At 34.9% G+C, this 20,331-nt stretch carries 19 protein-coding genes; 8 read left to right on the top strand and 11 right to left on the bottom strand.

Annotation, left to right across the window (positions count from 1 at the left end; all coding sequences use genetic code 11):
• Nucleotide 1: 1 nt before the first annotated feature.
• Both ACGH6P_RS06955 and ACGH6P_RS06950 read right to left on the bottom strand, forming a co-directional pair.
• Complete coding sequence (locus ACGH6P_RS06955) at nt 2-925, bottom strand: hypothetical protein (RefSeq protein WP_411597080.1); 924 nt, start codon at nt 923-925, stop codon at nt 2-4.
• Nucleotides 913-2,103: a YaiO family outer membrane beta-barrel protein gene (locus ACGH6P_RS06950; RefSeq protein WP_411597079.1), complete on the bottom strand. Its 1,191-nt coding sequence runs from the start codon at nt 2,101-2,103 to the stop codon at nt 913-915. Before ACGH6P_RS06950 ends, ACGH6P_RS06955 begins: the two co-directional genes overlap by 13 nt.
• 327 nt (nt 2,104-2,430) lie before the next feature.
• On the opposite strand from ACGH6P_RS06950, the gene ptrA reads away from it, so the two are divergent.
• Complete coding sequence (gene ptrA / locus ACGH6P_RS06945; protein WP_267359263.1) at nt 2,431-5,325, top strand: pitrilysin; 2,895 nt, start codon at nt 2,431-2,433, stop codon at nt 5,323-5,325.
• A gap of 120 nt (nt 5,326-5,445) precedes the next feature.
• On the opposite strand, the gene ACGH6P_RS06940 is transcribed toward ptrA, so the two are convergent.
• Together ACGH6P_RS06940 and lexA are read right to left on the bottom strand one after the other, a co-directional pair.
• Nucleotides 5,446-5,811, bottom strand: coding sequence for a hypothetical protein (locus tag ACGH6P_RS06940; protein WP_267352199.1), 366 nt, complete (start codon nt 5,809-5,811; stop codon nt 5,446-5,448).
• A gap of 48 nt (nt 5,812-5,859) precedes the next feature.
• Nucleotides 5,860-6,483, bottom strand: coding sequence for a transcriptional repressor LexA (gene lexA, locus ACGH6P_RS06935; RefSeq protein ID WP_267352198.1), 624 nt, complete (start codon nt 6,481-6,483; stop codon nt 5,860-5,862).
• 374 nt (nt 6,484-6,857) lie between these two features.
• On the opposite strand from lexA, the gene coaE reads away from it, so the two are divergent.
• The 4 genes from coaE to tsaD are packed head-to-tail and all read left to right on the top strand — an operon-like array spanning nt 6,858 to nt 9,479.
• A complete protein-coding gene (coaE, locus tag ACGH6P_RS06930) occupies nt 6,858-7,466 on the top strand; it encodes a dephospho-CoA kinase (protein ID WP_411597078.1) in 609 nt (202 codons plus the stop codon).
• A gap of 2 nt (nt 7,467-7,468) precedes the next feature.
• Complete coding sequence (zapD, locus tag ACGH6P_RS06925; RefSeq protein ID WP_267359265.1) at nt 7,469-8,206, top strand: cell division protein ZapD; 738 nt, start codon at nt 7,469-7,471, stop codon at nt 8,204-8,206.
• 32 nt (nt 8,207-8,238) lie between these two features.
• Nucleotides 8,239-8,457, top strand: coding sequence for a DNA gyrase inhibitor YacG (gene yacG, locus ACGH6P_RS06920; RefSeq protein WP_065557965.1), 219 nt, complete (start codon nt 8,239-8,241; stop codon nt 8,455-8,457).
• Complete coding sequence (gene tsaD / locus ACGH6P_RS06915; RefSeq protein WP_411597077.1) at nt 8,457-9,479, top strand: tRNA (adenosine(37)-N6)-threonylcarbamoyltransferase complex transferase subunit TsaD; 1,023 nt, start codon at nt 8,457-8,459, stop codon at nt 9,477-9,479. Before yacG ends, tsaD begins: the two co-directional genes overlap by 1 nt.
• 37 nt (nt 9,480-9,516) lie before the next feature.
• On the opposite strand, the gene ACGH6P_RS06910 is transcribed toward tsaD, so the two are convergent.
• A complete protein-coding gene (locus ACGH6P_RS06910) occupies nt 9,517-9,804 on the bottom strand; it encodes a DUF4282 domain-containing protein (protein ID WP_267359269.1) in 288 nt (95 codons plus the stop codon).
• A gap of 143 nt (nt 9,805-9,947) precedes the next feature.
• Here ACGH6P_RS06910 and ycaO point away from each other — a divergent pair, with 143 nt between their 5' ends.
• Complete coding sequence (gene ycaO / locus ACGH6P_RS06905) at nt 9,948-11,714, top strand: 30S ribosomal protein S12 methylthiotransferase accessory factor YcaO (RefSeq protein ID WP_267352194.1); 1,767 nt, start codon at nt 9,948-9,950, stop codon at nt 11,712-11,714.
• Nucleotides 11,715-11,771: 57 nt separating this feature from the next.
• On the opposite strand, the gene ACGH6P_RS06900 is transcribed toward ycaO, so the two are convergent.
• The gene (locus ACGH6P_RS06900; protein ID WP_411597129.1) at nt 11,772-12,593 is read right to left on the bottom strand and encodes a shikimate 5-dehydrogenase; all 822 of its coding nucleotides are present in this window, start codon (nt 12,591-12,593) and stop codon (nt 11,772-11,774) included.
• A gap of 84 nt (nt 12,594-12,677) precedes the next feature.
• Here ACGH6P_RS06900 and ACGH6P_RS06895 point away from each other — a divergent pair, with 84 nt between their 5' ends.
• Together ACGH6P_RS06895 and ACGH6P_RS06890 are read left to right on the top strand one after the other, a co-directional pair.
• Nucleotides 12,678-13,007: a nitrous oxide-stimulated promoter family protein gene (locus tag ACGH6P_RS06895; RefSeq protein WP_267352192.1), complete on the top strand. Its 330-nt coding sequence runs from the start codon at nt 12,678-12,680 to the stop codon at nt 13,005-13,007.
• Between the two features lie 413 nt (nt 13,008-13,420).
• Nucleotides 13,421-13,954: a hypothetical protein gene (locus tag ACGH6P_RS06890; RefSeq protein WP_411597076.1), complete on the top strand. Its 534-nt coding sequence runs from the start codon at nt 13,421-13,423 to the stop codon at nt 13,952-13,954.
• Nucleotides 13,955-14,079: 125 nt separating this feature from the next.
• Here ACGH6P_RS06890 and ACGH6P_RS06885 read toward each other — a convergent pair whose 3' ends face one another.
• From ACGH6P_RS06885 to ACGH6P_RS06865, 5 genes are all read right to left on the bottom strand, one after another.
• Nucleotides 14,080-14,619, bottom strand: a complete 540-nt coding sequence (locus ACGH6P_RS06885; protein ID WP_411597075.1) for a methylated-DNA--[protein]-cysteine S-methyltransferase — start codon at nt 14,617-14,619, stop codon at nt 14,080-14,082.
• 137 nt (nt 14,620-14,756) lie between these two features.
• Nucleotides 14,757-15,521 (bottom strand): histidine phosphatase family protein, encoded by a 765-nt coding sequence (locus tag ACGH6P_RS06880; protein ID WP_267377806.1) that lies wholly within the window; start codon nt 15,519-15,521, stop codon nt 14,757-14,759.
• Between the two features lie 26 nt (nt 15,522-15,547).
• Nucleotides 15,548-16,888 carry an OprD family outer membrane porin gene (locus ACGH6P_RS06875; protein WP_411597074.1) on the bottom strand — a complete coding sequence of 447 codons (1,341 nt, stop codon included), beginning with the start codon at nt 16,886-16,888 and terminating at the stop codon, nt 15,548-15,550.
• 123 nt (nt 16,889-17,011) lie between these two features.
• Nucleotides 17,012-18,406, bottom strand: a complete 1,395-nt coding sequence (locus tag ACGH6P_RS06870; RefSeq protein WP_411597073.1) for a glycoside hydrolase family 1 protein — start codon at nt 18,404-18,406, stop codon at nt 17,012-17,014.
• Between the two features lie 3 nt (nt 18,407-18,409).
• A complete protein-coding gene (locus ACGH6P_RS06865; protein WP_411597072.1) occupies nt 18,410-20,305 on the bottom strand; it encodes a beta-glucoside-specific PTS transporter subunit IIABC in 1,896 nt (631 codons plus the stop codon).
• Nucleotides 20,306-20,331: the final 26 nt, after the last annotated feature.

The following is a 20,331-nucleotide window of genomic DNA, read 5'->3' as shown; positions in this document are numbered from 1 at the left end:
TTTACCCGTGTTTAATTTTGAAAATATTGTTGTTTTTATCGAGGATATGGACAAATCGCTTAGTCGTAAAATCAAAATATTCTGTTATCAATTCTTCAATACTACATATCTTTTCTTGATAGCAGAATTCATTAATAAAATTAAGTAGATAACAGCTGTGAATAATACCGGAAGAACTATTTTGTAAATCGATTAACGATTCATAAAACGCCCGCATATAATCGCGTCTATCTTCTTTGGCTAACATAGCGTAAGGCGTGATATAATTTATAGAAATTTGGGTTAAGATATTAGGTAGATTATCAACAATTTTGCTAAATTGTTGATTTGCTAGTTCGGTTTCAAACTCTAAAAGCTTATAGGATGGAACTAATCGTAAAAAACAAAATAGACCATTTTGCGATATTGAATTAGACAATAAGATTATGAGTTCAGCAAGAGTCACGTTAGGATTACTGATTGCTAAACTCAGCGCTGCTGCAACAGCAACTTCTTGGTTATGGTTTTTACAAGCATGTTTCAACGCCGCAATGGTTTGTGTGGAAGGGTAGTAAGACAACATGTTTGCGGCATCAATGCGTTCTTTCGTCGTTCCTTTTTTTAATAAAGTGCGCAATTTTTTTTGAAATACTTCATTTTCAAACAGCGGTAATACCGGTTCAAGCTCATTGAACTGTTTTTCAGCAAAAAAAGCGGCAATTAAGTCAACGGAATTTAATGCATATTTCGATATTTTGCTTGCATAAAAGGCGTTTACTTTACTTTTTTGTGCAATCAAATCGATTAATTTTAGTTTTAAATCATTAAATCTTTTCCGATGATATCTTCGGTCAAGATAAATTATTGACGTGATAAAAACAATTATCAGACCAGCAAAAATCATACTGACATTGTAAATATTCATATACCGTATTAAAATGTCCATTTTATACCACATCCTAATGTTTTCTTGTTGTACAAATTACGGTTGCGGTTGGTGTCTTTTCGACCTTCAGCAGTGTAGTTAAATTGAAGACTTAATCTGTCAGAAACATCATACGTTAGACCCACGAAATGTGCTTTCGCCTTGATTAATGAATGATTATAGCGGTTAGAACGATCTGATGTTTCTTGAGCATTTGAGTAACCGATAAATAGATGCAATTTTTCGATTGGTGTTGCGGTTAGCTTAATTAGAAAACCGTTGGTATGATTATTATCCTGATCATAAGTATTGTACCACTTACCGGCAATTGATAATCGGTCATTCAAGAAGTATTGCTCAATCCCTGGCGTAATACTTTTGATATTTCCGTCGTTGTAGTGGTCGAACTTTAAATCCAATGTGATATGAAGGGAATTAAAATATTTATTTGTTGATGATAATAATACATAGTCAGCACCACTTGCTAAAGTATAACGTGCAAAGAATTTTTTCGACGTCGCGGTAAAGCCTGATAAGTAGCCGTAAGCACGATCATTTAGCGTATGCCAAAATGTTGTACCAATTCTTTGATCATTCATATTAAAACGATGAGATTGAGCAACATGACCTGTAATCGTACTTGTTTTAGATAGTTTGTAAGATAGCGCAAACTCCATTTCGTTCCAGTCAGCATAAGATTTTGTTAAATGACTATGAGTACCAGCAACATTGAGTGTCCAGTAATGAATCGATTTTTTGATGTCAGTGATTGTTTTTTTTAATGTTAACAATTGGGTATCATTGGGTGATTGCGTTAAATAGTGATTGAGTAGTAATTCAGCTTCACTTGGATTATCAATATTTTGTGATAACACAACGCTGACCAATCCGTATTGGGCATCGACATAATTGGGGGCTAAGACTAAAGCCTTTTGAAACGCTTGTTTTGCTTGATCTAAGTTTTTCAGTGCATAATAGTTAAATCCAAGTTGGACAAGTATGTCTGAATTAGTTGGTGATAGTACAAGCGCAGATTCTAATTTTTGCGCAGCGAGATTAAAATTTTGCATTTTTTTTGCTTCAATGCTTTCATTTAATAATTGTTCTGCTTTGATTGCGTTATTTCCATAAATTGGGTTTGCTAATATAGTAGAACTGTAGGCAAAAAAACTTAGCATTAAGACTAACTTATAAGACATAAAACCACCTTAATTCAATATATTTCAAAATCTATGTTTTTATTTTTATTTGTGTATGAATCAAAGCACTATTGAAATTATGTAAATTAATCAATGAGTTGTTCTGAATCAGCAAAAAATAGAAATCTTAGGTAATATCACAGGATGATGTAATTTTAATTACATGGTTTAGGTTATCCAAACGCGTGGATTATATAAAATACATATAACAAAGAATAGAAATATTTGGTGTAGTTTTGTTTAGTTTGATAGCTATTGTTTATTTATGTTTTTTTGCCCTTAATTGTTGAATTAAGACTATAATAGTTTTTTAAATGGGAAAATTATATGAATAAGATGAAAATTAAATTGATTATTTTTACTGCGTTAGGATTCATTATTTCCAACTCTTCTAGCGCAATTGATAATAAGCTTGTTCACCCTGTATTATTGGAAAAGGTACAACAAAGTGAACGAGATAAACGTCAATATGAAGTGATTGAGTTACCAAACAAAATGCAGGTGTTACTGGTGTCTGATCCCAATGCAGTCAAATCGCTTGGCTCACTAGCACTACCGGTTGGTTCATTGCAAGATCCAAAAGCACAGCAAGGCTTAGCGCATTATACTGAGCACATGGTACTTATGGGCTCAAAAAAGTATCCTAAACCAGCAAGTTTTTCTAAATTTTTAAGCCGTCACACCGGCAGTTATAATGCAAGTACTGCCGCACATCGTACCGCATTTTATTTTGAAGTTGAAAATAGTGCTTTTGATAAAGCATTGGATTATTTAGCTGATGCCATTGCCGAGCCTATCTTAGATCCTAAATTTGCCGATAAAGAACGCAATGCCGTTAATGCCGAATTGACTATGGCACGATCCAATGATGGTTTTAGAATTGAACAAGTTAATGCTGAAACCATTAATCCCGAACATCCTGCATCACAATTTTCAGGGGGTAACTTAGAAACATTAAGTGATAAGCCAGACAGTAAACTACAAGATGCCTTAGTCAATTTTCATCACGATTATTATTCTGCCAATATTATGGTCGGGGTCATTTACAGTAATCAATCGATAAATAAATTGGCAAAATTAGCCGAAGATACCTATGGAAAGATTCCCAATCGCCATACTATTGCGCCAAAAATTGATAAGCAGGCAATGACGTCGGATACGTTAGGTAAACAAATTTATATGATTCCTGCACAACCTAAAAAGTTGTTGTTATTGCAATTTCCCATTGAAAACAATTTAGCTAAATTTGCCGATAAAAGTGATGAATATATCACTTATTTAATTAGTAACAGTAGCCAAAATACATTATCTGACCAACTTCAAAAACAAGGATTAATCGAAAGTATATCCTCCTCGATTTCACCTAATCGATATGGCAATAGTGGTATTTTTAGTATTAATGTCAGTTTAACCGATGCAGGGCTTAGCCAGAAAGATAAAGTTATTGGCGCTATTTTTAATTATTTGCAGTTAATTCAAAAAGAAGGTGTAACCGAAGCTTATTATGAGGAGTTTAAGAAAGTCTTAGATTTAGGATTTAAATATCAAGATATTGAACGGGATATGTCCTATGTTGAATGGTTATCGGATCAGATGTTGCTATATCCAATTCAAAATGTTCTTAATTCAGATTATATTGCAACGCATTTTGATAAGTCTGCAATTATCGCCCGACTAAAAAGTTTAACTGCCGATAATGCCCGGATATGGACGATTTCACCGAATCAAGCAACCAATAAAACCGCTTATTTTGTTGAAGCGCCTTACAAAATTGATAACATTACTAAAGAAGAAAAATTAAATTGGACAGCGTTAGGTAAAGATTTCTCGTTTACCTTACCAGCGCTCAATCCTTATATCCCCGATGACTTTTCGATTGTAAAGCAAAGTGAAACTCCATTACCAGCCGTTGAGTTTAACAAACGGGGAAATCATATTCATTTAGCTAGTCAATATTTTAAACAAGATCCGAAAGCTGCCATAGTGGTTTCATTGCGCAATAACGAGGCATTTAAAGATGTAAAATCACAGGTCATTTTTTACTTACTTGACTATATTGTCAGTCGAAATTTAGCGCAGTTAGAATTTCAGGCTGGTGTCGCAGGTATGTCTTTATCATGTTCGGGTGATAATGGACTAATGATCACTGCAACAGGCTTTAATCAACATCTGCCAGATATGATAACCGCTGTCTTAAATAGCTATCGAAATGTTAATATTGATGAGCAAAGTTTAGCATTAGCGAAATCCTGGTATCTTCAAAAACTTGATGCCGCCGATCATGCTAATAGTTATTTATTATCGATGCAACCAGTTAAAGCTTTATCTTATATTCCTTACTTCGAACGCAGTGATAAACGCCGAATAACAGTGGATATCAGTGTGAATGATGTATTGGCTTATCGAGATAAGTTACTGTCGAAATCCGTTCCTTATATGATCAGTTTAGGGAATATATCGAACGATAATTCACTCAAACTTTATCAGGAAATACAAAAAACGTTGGATGCGAATATCGAGTTTGAACCAAAACCAACGATAAAAATAACATCGACACAGACAGCAAAAATTACGCAACATGCAACTTCGAGCGACAATGCTTTAATGATTGGATATATTCCAGCGAATTATAGTGAAATCGAGGGACAAGTTTTAAGTTATACGCTAACCAAAATGATTGAACCTTCTTTTTATGAGCAGTTGCGCAGTAACGAGCAGCTTGGTTATGCCGTGTTTACCATTCCGTTTACCATAGGTGAGTCGTCAGGATTAGGATTTTTAATTCAAAGTAATCAGTATGATCCTGATTATTTACTTAAACGCTATCAAGATTTTTATCCTAGCATGTTAAGTAAATTGAAAGAATTATCCGATCAAGATGTTGAGCAATATAAAAAAGGCGTGCTCAATGAATTGACAATGCCGCCACAAACTCTAGAGGAAGAATTAAATCTTTATCTGTCAGATTATCGTTTATCACGCTTTAAATTTGATTCACGTGAGAAAAAAATCAATCAATTGAAAAAAATTACCCAACAAGATTTGATTAACTTTTATACCCATTCTGTTATGGAGCATAAAGGTTTAGTACTAGCGTCGCAGGTACTGGGTAAACCATTAGAAGGTTCCAAAGTACCACAAGCTATTAATGGTAATGAGTTGACGGATTTTGACAATGCTTCAAGTTTACAACATTCTTTGTTAAGTGAAATGACTAAATAATTTTGATGTTAATAAGGTTTGTTAAAACAGAATGTAAAATCACATAACTGAAATAAAAATAAGGTAATTTTCACCGAAATTACCTTATTTTTTTATCTGAATTTTTAGTTAAATTGAATATTAATGGTAATAATCAATAGTATTATCTTCATTATGGTGGTCATTTGAACCCGGTATCGCTCGGGATCGTTCGATTGGCACGTAACTACCACTTGGCGTTTCAACTTGGCATTCACTTAAATAGATTGAGTATTTGGTGTTGGCATGCATACTTTCACCACGAAAATAACAGTGAACCGCACTAAATAAGTGATTTCGACACAATATTGCAATAGCAAGCCAAACCACAAGAATAGCAATAGCCACCCATTTTAAACGCCGCCAAAGAAACGACCAAAATCCTTGTTTACGAAAACGGCAATAAACAAAAATGAGGATAATAACGGCAACAAATCCTAACGCTTCAAATAACCAAAATAGCCACATACCATTTTCTCCTGAATTAGCTATAATTTGTGACTATTTTATACTAAGTTACAACCATGATCCATTGCGAATGATACCCACAGCTATGCCTTCAATAGCAAAATTTTGTTGTTCAAGATCAACCAAAATCGGAGAAAATTCACTATTTTCGGCAATCAAATGTACATATCGACCTTGACGAGATAAGCGTTTAACTGTCACTTCATCTTCAATGCGTGCCACAATAACTTGTCCATTTTTAACATCCTGAGTTTTATGCACCGCCAGTAGATCACCATCCAATATACCGATATCTTTCATTGACATTCCCTGTACACGTAATAAAAAATCGGCATTGGGTTTAAATAAATTGGGATCCACTTGATAATAACTTTCAATATGTTCTTGAGCAAGAATCGGTGAACCGGCTGCTACTTGACCAATAAGCGGTAGACCTTCCGCTTCATTTTTTTCATGATTTTCAAGTAACAGGCGGATACCTCTTGATGAGCCGGCAATCATTTCAATAGCGCCTTTTTTGGCTAAAGCTTTTAAATGCTCTTCTGCTGCATTAGCTGAACGAAAACCTAATATTTTAGCTATTTCTGCTCGTGTTGGTGGCATTCCGGTAGTCTGAATATTATCTTTGATTAAATCATAAATTTGCTGTTGGCGTTCAGTTAATGGTCTCATTCGATTTTCCTGTTTATTTATACAGATATATGTGATTATATACAGCTAAGTTAATAATGCCAACCCTTTCTTTCATTGATTTTTATTTTATTTCTGCTCAACAAGGTTTAATTGTGTTTATTAAGGTGAATGTTATCTGACTTTTGTTACAAAATAACGGAGGTTGAATTTTAACCTGTATATCAACAATAAATGATAATAGTTTAAATATATTCATAATGTTATAAAAAATGATTGTGCGTTTAATTTTGTATATTGGATTGGACTGTTTTACGATGTGTTTTCCTTGTTTTGTTTCAGAGATTAAGGTTATATAATGAAAGTCAGTAGTATGATATACTACGCAAAATTGTTTTTTTGATTGGAATTGTCTCATGCCTTATGTTGTTGCACTCAGTGGTGGAATTGCCAGTGGTAAAAGTACCATTGCACATCTATTTGCTGATTTAGGGGTTCCAATTATTGATGCTGATATTATTGCTCGCCAAATTGTAAAAAGTGGCACCTTAGCATTTTCTCAAATTGTTAAACATTTTAGTCAAGAAATTGTCTTACCTAACGGTGAATTGGATCGTCGTCAATTAAGAGAAATTATTTTTAATAATGACCATGAACGTCTTTGGTTGAACAGTTTATTACATCCGATTATACAGCAAGAAACCCAAGCTCAAATTGAAAAGCAAACTGCTGATTATGTCATTTGGGTGGTACCATTACTTGTTGAAAATAATTTACATCATTTTGCTGATCGCGTATTAATGATAGATATACCTGAATCATTGCAATTAGAACGTCTTATGAATCGTGATCATATTGTTGAGTCATTAGCCCGAAAAATGATATTTTCACAGGTTTGTTCTGGCAAACGTTTGTCGTATGCTGATGATATTATTATTAACAATGATGATTTAGATTCATTAAAACAGCAAGTTTGTAAATTACATCAACAATATTTAAAAAATTCAAAAATTAAGAATGGATAAGTATGAATAATATTATTTTTGAACATCCTTTAAATGAAAAAATGCGTACTTGGTTACGATTAGAATTTTTATTAAAACAAATTAATACGCATTGTCATTTGAATGAAAATAATGCGCTGCTCTTTTTCCATGCCTTATCTGAACTTCTTGAGATAATAGAACGTAGTGATGTCAGAGGGGAACTCATTAAAGAAATTGAATCACAAAAACAAAAACTGATTTCATGGATGAATATTGATGGTGTTGATAAGGATCTAATCAGTGATTTAATCCTCCGATTCGATTCGTTTTTAGTCAAATTTAATGCAACCGCTCGTTTAGGGCAGTCATTAAAAGACGACCGTTTTATTACGTCAATAAGGCAACGTTTAACCATTCCGGGTGGGTGTTGTAGTTTTGATCTGCCTTTCTTTTATTTATGGTTGAAACTGTCTCAAGAAACACGAAACCTTCAGGTAAGAAATTGGCTGCAACAGTTGTCTTTATTAGATGAGGCATTATCTTCTTGTATGCAACTTATAAGACAGCTGGGCGAGTTTAAAAAATATCATTGTAGTAACAATTTTTTTCAAGAAACTAACGGAGAAATTAACTTAATTCGTGTTCGTGTTTCATTAGATAAAAATGTTTATCCTCAAGTATCGGGGCATATGTCACGGTATAGTATCCGTTTTTTACCCCTTGAAACTTGCGAAAACACAACACATGATTCGATTGAATTTGAACTAGCTTGTTGTTAGTTATGGTAAAGTCTATTTTTGAAGAAACTGAAATGAGTAATCAAACACACACTTTTGTAAATTGTCCGACTTGTCAAAAACAAGTTGAATGGTCAGACGTTAGTCCTTATCGACCTTTTTGTAGTAAACGTTGCCAACTTATTGATCTCGGTGACTGGGCAACGGAAGAACACCGTATTGCTGATAAAGAGATAAGCGAACAAGATCGTTGGAGCGAAGATGATAAATTCAATTCTTCAGGTAATCAGTAATGAAAATTTTGGGTATTGAAACATCTTGCGATGAAACAGGGGTGGCGATTTATGATGATCAACATGGATTGCTTGCCAATCAACTTTATTCACAAGTCAAGTTACATGCTGATTATGGTGGAGTGGTACCGGAACTTGCATCTCGTGATCACATTCGTAAAACCGTACCACTGATTCAAGCGGCCTTAAAAGAAGCTAATTTAACTTCGCGCGATATTGATGGTGTGGCTTATACGGCTGGGCCCGGATTAATTGGAGCATTAATGGTGGGAGCCTCGATTGGGCGATCACTCGCTTATGCGTGGAATGTGCCTGCGATTGCCGTCAATCATATGGAAGGTCATTTACTTGCTCCCATGCTTGAAGATAATCCGCCAGCGTTTCCTTTTGTGGCTTTATTAGTTTCAGGGGGACACACTCAACTTTTCAGTGTGACTGGAGTAGGGGAATATCAGTTACTTGGTGAATCCATTGATGATGCAGCAGGTGAAGCATTTGATAAAACTGCTAAATTACTAGGGATTGATTATCCTGGAGGAGCGAAATTATCAAAATTAGCTGAGCAAGGCTTATCTTCTCGATTCCATTTTCCTCGACCGATGACAGATAGACCAGGTTTTGATTTTAGTTTTTCTGGTCTTAAAACAGCCACAGCCAATACCATTCATCAGCATAGTCAAAATAATGCGATTGATGAACAAACCAAAGCCGATATTGCTCGTGCTTTCGAAGATGCGTTAGTCGATACTTTGGTCATTAAATCCCGACGAGCACTTGATCATACGGGATTTAACCGTTTAGTCATTGCTGGTGGTGTGAGTGCCAATAAGCCTTTGCGTGACAAATTAACACAATTAATGCAACAGCGAAAAGGACAAGTTTTTTACCCTAGAGTTGCGTTTTGTACCGATAATGGTGCGATGATAGCTTATGCTGGTATGATTCATTTGCAATCTAAAGAAGGTAATGAACTGGCTATTGAGGTAAATCCTCGATGGGCTTTAAATATATCCAACAGTTAGTGTTGGATATATTTAGTTGGTTTAGAAAAGAGCATGTTTAATTATCTGAATTAGTGAGTTTATTGGTGTTTTCAGATTGCATTGCAACGAGTTTTTCTAGATTTCTATTGATGCTAAAAGTCACACAGATTAATTCGAAGCCAATACGTGTAACAATAGCCCCGCTAATTAAACAGAACAATCCATAAAAAAAATTACCTTGGAATATATTGAATAAACAACTCAGAACGACGCAAGCTAACGATAACCAGTACAGAATGGTTAATATACTTGGCATGATTAAACGATTAAAGAAAAGTAAATCTATAGGTTTAAAATCTTTCATATCTTTCCCCAATGTAGTTTCACATAAATTTAGGTTATTAAAGCATATAAAAAGCTAAACTATAGGATGATTATCTAAAATAATCGTTGTATATTAGAGTACATTTTTTAGAGGAAATCAATGCAATTAAAGATTAAATATTTATGAAAACTTATATTACTGGCAAAGATGCCGCCCTTGAAGATTCAATCCACTATTTCCATCAACAATTAGCTAAATATCAATTAGACGTTAAAGAGGCGTCTTGGCTTAATCCCGTTGCTAATGTTTGGTCAGTTCATATACAAAATACCCAATGTCCTTTATGCTTTGCTAATGGTAAAGGCGCAAGTAAAAAAGCCGCACTTGCATCGGCTTTAGGTGAATATTTTGAACGGTTATCAACTAATTATTTCTTTTCCGATTTTTATTTGGGAAAACAAGCAGCAACGGCTAATTTTGTTCACTATCCAACGGAAAAATGGTTTGCAGTGCCTGAGGATAATACTTTGCCAGAAGGCCTGTTATCGGAAAAATTATTACAATTTTATGATCCAGAACAAGAATTAAACGCAACCGATCTCATCGATTTACAGTCAAGTAATCGTGAACGTGGTATTTGTGCTTTACCATTTGTTTCTCAAACAGATCAAACAATTGTTTATGTTCCAGTAAACTTGATTGCTAATTTATATGCTTCAAATGGTATGTCAGCCGGTAATACACGTAATGAAGCCAGAGTGCAAGGTTTATCTGAAATTTTTGAACGCTACGTTAAAAATAAAATTATTGCTGAAGCAATTAGTTTACCGACAATTCCAAAAGAAGTGATTGATCGCTACCCAAGTGTGTTAGCATCAATTGAATCACTTGAAAATGAAGGATTTCCACTTTATTGTTTTGATGCGTCTCTCGGCGGTAAATATCCTGTGATTTGTGTGGTGTTGTTTAATCCTCACAATGGCACTTGTTATGCTTCTTTTGGTGCTCACCCTAATTTTGGTGTTGCACTAGAAAGAACGGTGACCGAACTATTACAAGGCAGAAGTTTAAAAGATCTTGATGTTTTCTCACCACCAAGTTTTGATAATGATGAAATTGCGGATTTAAGTAACTTAGAAACCCATTTTATTGATTCAAGTGGTTTAATATCATGGGATTTATTTAAACAACAAGCCGATTTTGAATTTGTAGATTGGGATTTTTCGGGAACAACGGAACAAGAATTTAATAATCTTATGGCTATTTTCCATGAACAAAATACCGAAGTATTAATTATGGACTATGAGCATCTAGGGGTATATGCTTGCCGTATTTTGGCGGTCGGTATGTCCGAAATTTATCCGCCTGAAGATCTTTTAATTGCCAATAACAACATGGCGATACATCTTCGTGATCTTATTTTATCACTACCAGTAAAAAACTATTCTGCTGAACAATATCTTGCCATTATTGAACAATTGGATGAAGAAGGATTAGATGATTTTGCACGAATTCGTGAACTGCTTGGTATCGCTACAGGCAAAGATAACGCTTGGTTAACATTACGAGTTGGTGAGCTAAAAGCAATGCTTGCATTAGCCGCTCAGGATTTAGAACAGGCTAAATTGTGGATTGATTGGACGATAGAAATGAATGAATCTATTTTGTCAGCTGAAAGAAATCATGATTATCGTTGTTTACAAACGTTGGTGAATTTTATTCTTCAACGTGATGCAAGCCAATTCCGTGATTATCAAAAGGCCTTTAATAAAATGTATGGTCAAGCTTGTGTTGATAAAATGTGGCAATATGCCCTCGGCGAAAAAACATTTTACGGTCTAAAAGACGCTTTAGTAACCGCTAAATCAGTTGATGATGATGTTGAACAATTTGCCATGCATCAAAAATTATTAGCTGTGTATCATAAATTGCATCAAGCTATGCAATAAAGTGCTATAAAGTTAATTAATTCATCCACCCAATTAAATTGGTGGATGAATTAAACGTTAAGCTTGTCTGGCAAAGTCGGCAGCTTGCTTAACCAGTTCTTCACTCGGTCTTACTCCCGTATATAAGTAAAACTGTTCAAGGGCTTGTAAAACTGCAACATCTGCGCCTGAAATCCTTATTTTGTTTAATCGATTGGCATAACTCATCAAAGGTGTTTCAACCGGCATGGCAACCACATCAAAAACAATATCGGCATGGTTAATCATGCTGTCTGGAAAAGCTAAATGATTTTCCTCATTTCCGCCCTGCATCCCAATAGGCGTGACATTAATTATCAATTTTGCTTGTTCGGGTGAAATTTCAATTTCATCTTTTACCCAACGATAATTGTACCGTTTTGCTAACGCTTCTCCTTTTTGTTGATTACGTGCAGCAATAATTCCATGGGTAAAACCTGCATCGAAAAAGGCGCCAATCACGGCATTAGCCATACCACCACTGCCTTTTAATACAAATGGGGTCGTGTTATCAATGTGATGTAAAGCAATCAGTTTTGCAACAGCGATATAGTCTGTGTTATAGCCTTTCAAATGATAGTCAGTATTCACAATAGTGTTAACTGAATGGATAGATTTAACGGATTCATCGAGTTCATCAAGAAATTCAATGCAGGTTTCTTTATAAGGCATAGAAATGGCGCAGCCACGAATTGCTAACGCTTTAATGCCATATATTGCATCTTTTAAATTATTAGTCGTAAAAGCTTTATAAAGATAATTGAGATCGAGTTTCTCATATAAAAAGTTATGAAATCGAGTTCCAAAATTGCTTGGTCTGGCAGCCAATGACATACAAAAAATCGTATCTTTATTGATAATTCTTGCCATTTTTATTGTTCCTTGTGATCATATTCATCTATTTTTTTTAATTTTAACACTTTCTCGATTTAAACGTATTGAATTATGGTAGCAAATAATACAGGCCCTAACATACAACAAGAAAAAGCCACCGTTAGCACAATGATTTATCTTTATTGTCACAAACAGCATCATGTTCCTAACAATCAGCTATGTGATGAGTGTAATGATTTATTAAAATATGCAATGCAACGCTTAACCTTATGCCGATTTGGTGAGGATAAAACAACCTGTGAACGTTGTCCAAAACATTGTTATCGTAAAGATTATAAACAAAAAATAAAGCAAGTGATGCGTTTCTCAGGCCCAAGAATGATGATTTATCATCCTATTATGGCCCTCAAACATCTTTATAAAAATTTGACTAAGCAATAATTTTCGCAATCAATTTTGCGACATCATTTAAGGTCACAAAGGATAAATGTGAAGGCGCTATTTTAAAAATTAAAAAACGTTAAAATCCATATTTACCATTAAACAGGTTTAAATTTATATCCGTCTGTTTTAAAAAGTAAAAATTGGTTATAATGGCACACTATATTATATATTTCAGATAACTCGTAAAATATCGTGATTATGATAATGGGTGTTCACAATTAAAAGTAGAGATAATCATAAATAACTATTATCTGTTTTATTTAATGACATAAAACATAAGGATGATGAATATTTAAACATTTTTGATCCATACGCAAATGAATGCGCTCACAATCAAAGTTATCGGTGATCATTTCATTAGCTGTTAAAAAGTTTAAATATCTAAAGCCCTTTTTTAAGGTAATTTAATAATGAAGAAGATATCAATAATTTTTATATTATTAGCACATTTGTCGTTTGTTATTCAAGCCCAAGAGTATCAATATAATGATTTTGGTATCACCAAATCCTTTGAATTTGGACCAAGTAATTCTAAAAATTCATCAAATCAGCAACGTGATATTATAGAAGCGATCTATTTTGAGAAAGGTGTACAATTATCATGGAACAGTAGTATTGACGATTTTGATATTGATTTCTTTTTTGTTAATAATAAAAACGATAAAAAAACGGTGGAAATTCTGGTAAATAATATCCAAAATACAGAGTGGGTTTATTTACCAACCAAATTGAAATTAAATGAATTAACTAAGGGAGATATTGCTTTTTTGTATCTTATACAACTTAAGAATATCGAGCCGAATAGTTGTTTGCATCACTATTTTGATGTTTACGGTTATTCAAATTCAAAGTATCCTGAAGGAATTTTGGATTATTTAGATTACAATCGTTTAGAAGTTCAAAATAAAATGCGTATTTGTTTATTAGATAAAGGCTATTTGTAGTCAAGTTTAACTAAGTATTGATAAGTCATTGTCTCGGTATGCTCAAAAAGAGAGCGAAATCTTGTACCGTCAATAAGTCGCACCATTTAATGAATTTTTTGCCTTTCCTTGATAACCTAAATTTTTTAAAGTGCAGTGCCTTTAGTGGGTATCGTTAGTTTTAGGGTATCAACGCCTTCTAGTTGCAGAAGTTTAATTTTTTTATCAATGCCACCTGCATAACCGGTTAAACTGCCGTTACTACCAATGACTCGATGACAAGGAATAATAATGGATAGTGGATTACGCCCAACTGCACCGCCGACAGCTTGGCTTGACATACTTGCAAGTTGATTGGTTTTCGCAATTTGTTTAGCTATATCGCCATATGTGATGAGTTCACCATAAGGAATTTTACAAAGAATATCCCAAACTTGATGACGAAAAGGCGTACCAATCGGGGCTAAATCAAGTTGATTGATAGCCGGATTTTTTCCAGAAAAGTAGTGATCAAACCATTTTTTTGTGTGGTTAAAGATGGGTAAGTTAGGTTTGCTTTCAAGGGGAGCATTGACGGTATCACCAAAATATTTTTGTCCTTCAATCCATACAGCAACAAGTTGATTGTTTCGGCTTGCCAGCGTAATTAACCCTAATGGTGAAACGTAATCGGATGAATAAAACATATAAACCTTAAAATTTGGAGCTCAACATTGAAATTAAATTATGCTTGTTTATTCACTAAATTTCTAGTTTTTTGTTGATATTGCCAATTACATTTTGTTATTTGGCTTACCTAAGCAAGCCAAATAAAATTAAGACGTTATTTTGTGCTTTGTTTTCCTTTTTCGACATAACTCATATCGCCAAAACTTTCGACAATAAATTTACCTTCATCGGTATAACGAATTTTGGTAACACTGGCATTGCCTAATGGAGAGGTGATTGGAGCATCAAGCAGATCTTCTACCATAGACATAATCGCAATACCATGTGAAACAACTAATACATTACCACCGCCTTGTGCTTTTGCTGATTCAGCAATGGTTTTTAATGCGACTTCCATTCGTTTTTTAACTTGCTGATAATTTTCTGCTTGTCCTGATTTTTCAACTGCTGCCACGGCATCTAACATTTTTTGTAGTGTTATTTTACCTTTAGCAAGATCAGCCATTAAATCCTTGTCAGAAGGATATCCTAAATGTTGCGCAGCAGGAGTCCACATATTGGGATCTAGATCGCCTTCAAAATCGCCAAAGCAGGCTTCACGCAGTGCTTCCATTTCATTAATTGCCAACGTATCACCTTTACTTTCTAAGATAATACGTGCAGTTTGTCGTGCACGGCCTAAGTCACTTGAATAGGCAGTAATAAATTCGACATCTTTTAAGCCTTGTCCTAATTGTTCAGCAACTTCTATACCAGACTGAATTAATGGTGTATCAGACCATCCTTGAGCACGATGAACGTTGTTAAACATGGTTTTACCATGACGGGTTAAATAGATAGTCACTTCACTGGCAAAAGTTTGTGAAATTGATATGACCATAACAAAAAGTAGGCTAATAAATTGAATTGATTTTTTCATGTTTTATCCTTTATTTAACAAAAATTTTAAAATAAATTAAATCGATAATCGATAACGGTTTCCGCTGATAAGGTTGGGGAACGTTGTGCTCTTCCATGTTTCAGGTTTGGTGTCGCATCTGAGGCACTCATCGTTTTGTAAGACCATCCATAACCAAATTTAGATAAAATCGAGAGATTTTTAAACATGCCAGAACTCGGTTTCCAAATATTAAAAATGTTGATCTCACCATTTTTTAATCGGTCATGCTTATAATTAAATTTAGCATAGTTCATATACAATCCAGTGGTATTATCCTTAATAAAATCATAATTTAATACGGCGGTGAAAACAAGTTCCCCATCGCGCATGTAATCTGCTGCTGCGGCGGCAAGTCCATTAAAACGACCACGGTTATTTTTACCGATATGGCGTCCATAATACCCAAGAGCGTTATGTTTATTTGCATCGGTATAGGCGAGCCCCACTTTGATGCTCCAGTCTTCTTCTTTCCATTCAATGTCGGTTGCATAGTGCCATGCATGGGAATCGAACTCTTTTCTATTTTGTTTCATGGCATCATAATTTTTCATCGCATAGCTACCATAAAATTGTGAACCCAAAGTTAAATTTTTAACGGGTTTATAAGATAATTCAATTGTATGCCGCCTTAAGTAATCTTTGGCAACCCCATAAGAATAGTCGATTTTGGTATCACTATCTTTATAAGCCATTTCAACTGTTGAGATGTGATCAATGACTTTTTTACGATCGTTTGTTAAAAAGTGAACTTTTTGGGCGGATTCACGGGGTAGGGCACTGTCTAAACGACCAAATGAAAAGGCAAAGTCATCGTATTTTAATATGCCACTAAATCCGAGATAGCTGTTTCGTGTTAAATGTTGTGAAGAGCTAATGATGCCTAAATCTTTCACACTATGCCAGCCCACTTTCCCGTTAAAATTTATCCTATCTTCACCCAGTTTTATTTTTATATAACGCTGAGTAAATTTATTAAAGCCATGCGCATTGTGTTTACTATAACCTTTACCGTGGTTATAAAGTAGATTACGGGTTGCAAAATAGTCACTTGCACCCAGTTTTATTGCATTGTCATAAGTAATATCAAATCCAAGTGTATCAAACAGATAACCCGATTTATAATTGAACGTGAAAACTTGTCCCCAAGCACTGTGTACTTCTTTTGGTTGAGCCGCATTTTCTTTTAAATATTTCCAATGATTACGGGTAGAAAAATCAAGTTTACTATCGGTAATAAAAGCATTCTCTATAAAGCTAGGTTGTAAATGATTATTGGATATTGGGTTTGCGAGAACGGAATAAGACATGACATTAAATAATGCGAAGGTTAAATATCTTATTTTCATTTTTATATCCTTTTTTTAATTATCAAAAACCTAAATAGCCGGTTAAGCGAAGTTATCTCTAATGCTATTTAGGTTTTGCCTGCTGTAAGCAGTAACTTTCCAATTTTAGGTGTGACACAAAAGTTAAGATTTTAAAATTTCGCCTTTTGATGCAATCACCGCTTGATACCAGTAGAAACTTTTCTTTTTATAGCGTTTTAGCGTTCCCGAACCGTCTTGACTTAAATCGACGTAGATAAATCCATAACGTTTAGTTACTTCGGCTTTTGAAGCACTAATCAAATCGATTGGCCCCCAACTGGTATACCCCATCACTTCGACACCATCATCGATAGCTTCACGAATTTCCACAAGATGATCGTTCATATAGTTAATACGATAATCATCATTTATCGTGCCATCTGCTTCTAGTTTATCTTTTGCGCCTAAACCATTTTCAACAATAAATAATGGTTTTTGGTAACGTTCATAAAGCATATTTAATAGATAACGGATTCCTGTTGGATCGATTTGCCAACCCCATTCCGATGCTTTTAGATAAGGATTTGGTACCATATCTAAAATATTGCCTTTTGTTTTTTGTGATTCATCTGAAGTTGCGCAACAACTCATATAGTAACTGAACGATACAAAATCGACCGTTTCTTTAAGATCTTGTCGATCTTGTTCGGTAATCGTTAAATTAATATTGTTTTCTCTGAAAAAACGTTTCATATAAGTCGGGTAATAACCTCGAACTTGAACATCACCAAAAAATAGCCAACCATGGTTTTCTTGAAGTGTAGCCCAAACATCTTCAGGCTTAGGTGTTAAAGGATAAGCAACAGCGCCTAATAACATGTTACCTATTTTGGCATCGGGAATAATTTGATGACATAGTTTTACCGCTTGACTGCTGGCGACTAACTGATGATGAATGGCTTGATAGATCTGTTCTTTATTACTGTGTCTATCCAATCCGACACCGGTAAAGGGTTCGTGTAATGACATATTGATTTCATTGAACGTTAACCAATATTTCACTTTATTCTTGTAACGCTCAAATACGGTTTTGGCATAACGAGTAAAAAATTCGATGACTTTACGATTTCCCCATCCACCATATTGTGTGACAAGGTAGTAGGGCATTTCGTAATGCGATAAGGTGACAAGTGGGGTGATGTTGTGTTTTAACATTTCGTCAAACAGTTTGTCATAAAACGCCAGTCCTTTTTCATTTGGTTGTTCTTCATCACCATTTGGAAAGATTCGAGTCCAAGCAATTGACGTTCTTAAACACGAAAATCCCATTTCAGCAAATAAAGCGATATCTTCAGGATAGCGATGATAAAAATCAATGGCACGATCTTTAATGCCGGTAATTGTGTTTTTATTACGATCGATGATGTCACCAAATAAACCGTTGGGTGTACAATCTGATGTAGATAAACCTTTGCCATCTTCACGATAGGCTCCTTCAACTTGGTTGGCAGCAATTGCTCCGCCCCAAAGAAAATCATTCGGAAATTGTGTTAACATGTGTTACTCCTTATTTGCTGATAACGTCAATAAAACGTCACCCTTTTCAATAGTCTCTGATTGATGAATAGTCTGGATCTTCTGATAGTCATCACTGTTAGTAATGATGATCGGCGTGGTAACTTCAAAGCCTGCTTGTTTGATTGCCTCGATATCAAAACTGACGAGTAAATCGCCTTTTTTGACTTGGCTACCGGCTTGAACATGTGCTTGAAAGTGTTGACCGTCTAATTTAACCGTATCGATCCCGATATGAATTAATATTTCCACGCCAGAATCAGTTTGAAATCCGATAGCGTGTTTGGTTCTGAACAGTGATACGACTTCACCGTCATCAGGGGCATAAGCTTTCCCTTCTGTTGGAATAATAGCAATGCCTTTACCCATTAGTTCACTGGCAAAGGTGGGATCATTGACTTGATTTAATGGTATTATTTTTCCTGTTAACGGACTGAAAATCGTGACAGGATGCAGATTAACCGGATTAGAAGGGTTAGGATTTTTTGTTGCTACAGCATCATCTTGAACTGTCGGTTTTGTTTTTGGCATACCAAATAAATAGGTTGCAATCAGCGCTAACGTGAATGACAGAATACAACCAACGACGACCGCATAAAATTTTTCATCAATGCCTGTTGGTGGAATGAGTTGTAAGAAGGAGAAAATATTAATAAAACTAAATGAATAAATGACGCTGTGATAATAACCAACAATGCCTCCACCTACAGTTGCTGCAAGACAACCAATAACAAATGGTCTTTTTAATGGTAAATTGACACCATAAATTGCCGGTTCGGTTACCCCAAAAATACCGGATAATACCGACGAACTTGCTAAAGCTTTAAATTCAGGATCTTTGGCTCGAAATCTTACTGCTAATACGGCACCAACTTGTGCGAACACAGCAGGGAACAGAATCGGTAACATAAAGTCATTTTGATAAACCGATAAGTTATTTAAGGCAAATGGAACAAGTCCCCAATGAATACCAAATATTACCATGACTTGCCAAAGTGCCGCTAAAACCATGGACGCTATAACCGGACTGAGTTCATACATGAAGATGATACAACTTGCGATAGCATTACTGACATACGTTACCGCAGGGCCAATTACCGCAAAAGTTAATGGAACAGTGATAAGAATTCCGAGCAGGGGAGCGATAAATTTTTTAAATGAATCATGCATGATTCTATTGAAAGTTCGTTCTAGTAAAGAATAGAACCAAGCTGCCAAAATAATCGGGAAAACCGATGATGCATAAGGAATTAATTGTATTGGTATTGAAAACATTTCGGTTTCTAACGAAAATTGACCGCTAGGTATCATATTGGCGATACTTGGATGAACTAAGGCTCCACCTATCGCCATTCCAACATAGGGGTTGCCACCAAATTTTTTTACCGCAGAAAAACCTAAAATAATAGGTAAATAATAGAGTGGGGCATCAGCAATGGCATACAAGAATTCATAGGTTGGTGTTTGTGCACGGACAATATCCAAAATTTGTAATAAAGAGATTAAACCTTTTAAAATCCCACCGGCAACTATTACGACTAGAACAGGAATAAAAATGCCGGAAACGAGATCAATTAATTTCGATAAAAAACCTGATTTTTTATTTGGTTGTGCCTCGGCATTGGATTTCTCATTGAGGTTGGTTAGTTGCATAATATTGTTATATACATCTGCAACATTATTACCGATGACAACTTGAAATTGTCCACCACTTTGTACAACCGTTATCACCCCTTTTTGTTTTTTGAGGATATCTGCATTGGCTTTATTATCATCTTTTAATGCAAATCTTAAACGAGTTGCACAGTGTACCAGACTGATAATATTGTCTTGACCACCAACATATTCAATAATTGATTCGGCAAGTTGTTTGTTTTTCATACCTTATCCTTTTTTAAATGCAAAAA

The sequence above is a fragment of the Gilliamella sp. CG25 genome (assembly GCF_046635705.1).
Lineage (GTDB): Bacteria > Pseudomonadota > Gammaproteobacteria > Enterobacterales > Orbaceae > Gilliamella > Gilliamella apicola_I.
The sequence above is the reverse complement of the archived record's forward strand: the minus strand, read 5'-3'. Positions and strand labels throughout refer to the sequence as shown.

Bases quoted from the DNA above. Each gene is read 5' to 3' on its own strand.
- ACGH6P_RS06955 (WP_411597080.1), bottom strand. From the start codon at position 925: ATGGACATTTTAATACGGTATATGAATATTTACAATGTCAGTATGATT.
- ACGH6P_RS06950 (WP_411597079.1), bottom strand. From the start codon at position 2,103: ATGTCTTATAAGTTAGTCTTAATGCTAAGTTTTTTTGCCTACAGTTCT.
- ptrA (WP_267359263.1), top strand. From the start codon at position 2,431: ATGAATAAGATGAAAATTAAATTGATTATTTTTACTGCGTTAGGATTC.
- ACGH6P_RS06940 (WP_267352199.1), bottom strand. From the start codon at position 5,811: ATGTGGCTATTTTGGTTATTTGAAGCGTTAGGATTTGTTGCCGTTATT.
- lexA (WP_267352198.1), bottom strand. From the start codon at position 6,483: ATGAGACCATTAACTGAACGCCAACAGCAAATTTATGATTTAATCAAA.
- coaE (WP_411597078.1), top strand. From the start codon at position 6,858: ATGCCTTATGTTGTTGCACTCAGTGGTGGAATTGCCAGTGGTAAAAGT.
- zapD (WP_267359265.1), top strand. From the start codon at position 7,469: ATGAATAATATTATTTTTGAACATCCTTTAAATGAAAAAATGCGTACT.
- yacG (WP_065557965.1), top strand. From the start codon at position 8,239: ATGAGTAATCAAACACACACTTTTGTAAATTGTCCGACTTGTCAAAAA.
- tsaD (WP_411597077.1), top strand. From the start codon at position 8,457: ATGAAAATTTTGGGTATTGAAACATCTTGCGATGAAACAGGGGTGGCG.
- ACGH6P_RS06910 (WP_267359269.1), bottom strand. From the start codon at position 9,804: ATGAAAGATTTTAAACCTATAGATTTACTTTTCTTTAATCGTTTAATC.
- ycaO (WP_267352194.1), top strand. From the start codon at position 9,948: ATGAAAACTTATATTACTGGCAAAGATGCCGCCCTTGAAGATTCAATC.
- ACGH6P_RS06895 (WP_267352192.1), top strand. From the start codon at position 12,678: ATGGTAGCAAATAATACAGGCCCTAACATACAACAAGAAAAAGCCACC.
- ACGH6P_RS06890 (WP_411597076.1), top strand. From the start codon at position 13,421: ATGAAGAAGATATCAATAATTTTTATATTATTAGCACATTTGTCGTTT.
- ACGH6P_RS06885 (WP_411597075.1), bottom strand. From the start codon at position 14,619: ATGTTTTATTCATCCGATTACGTTTCACCATTAGGGTTAATTACGCTG.
- ACGH6P_RS06880 (WP_267377806.1), bottom strand. From the start codon at position 15,521: ATGAAAAAATCAATTCAATTTATTAGCCTACTTTTTGTTATGGTCATA.
- ACGH6P_RS06875 (WP_411597074.1), bottom strand. From the start codon at position 16,888: ATGAAAATAAGATATTTAACCTTCGCATTATTTAATGTCATGTCTTAT.
- ACGH6P_RS06870 (WP_411597073.1), bottom strand. From the start codon at position 18,406: ATGTTAACACAATTTCCGAATGATTTTCTTTGGGGCGGAGCAATTGCT.
- ACGH6P_RS06865 (WP_411597072.1), bottom strand. From the start codon at position 20,305: ATGAAAAACAAACAACTTGCCGAATCAATTATTGAATATGTTGGTGGT.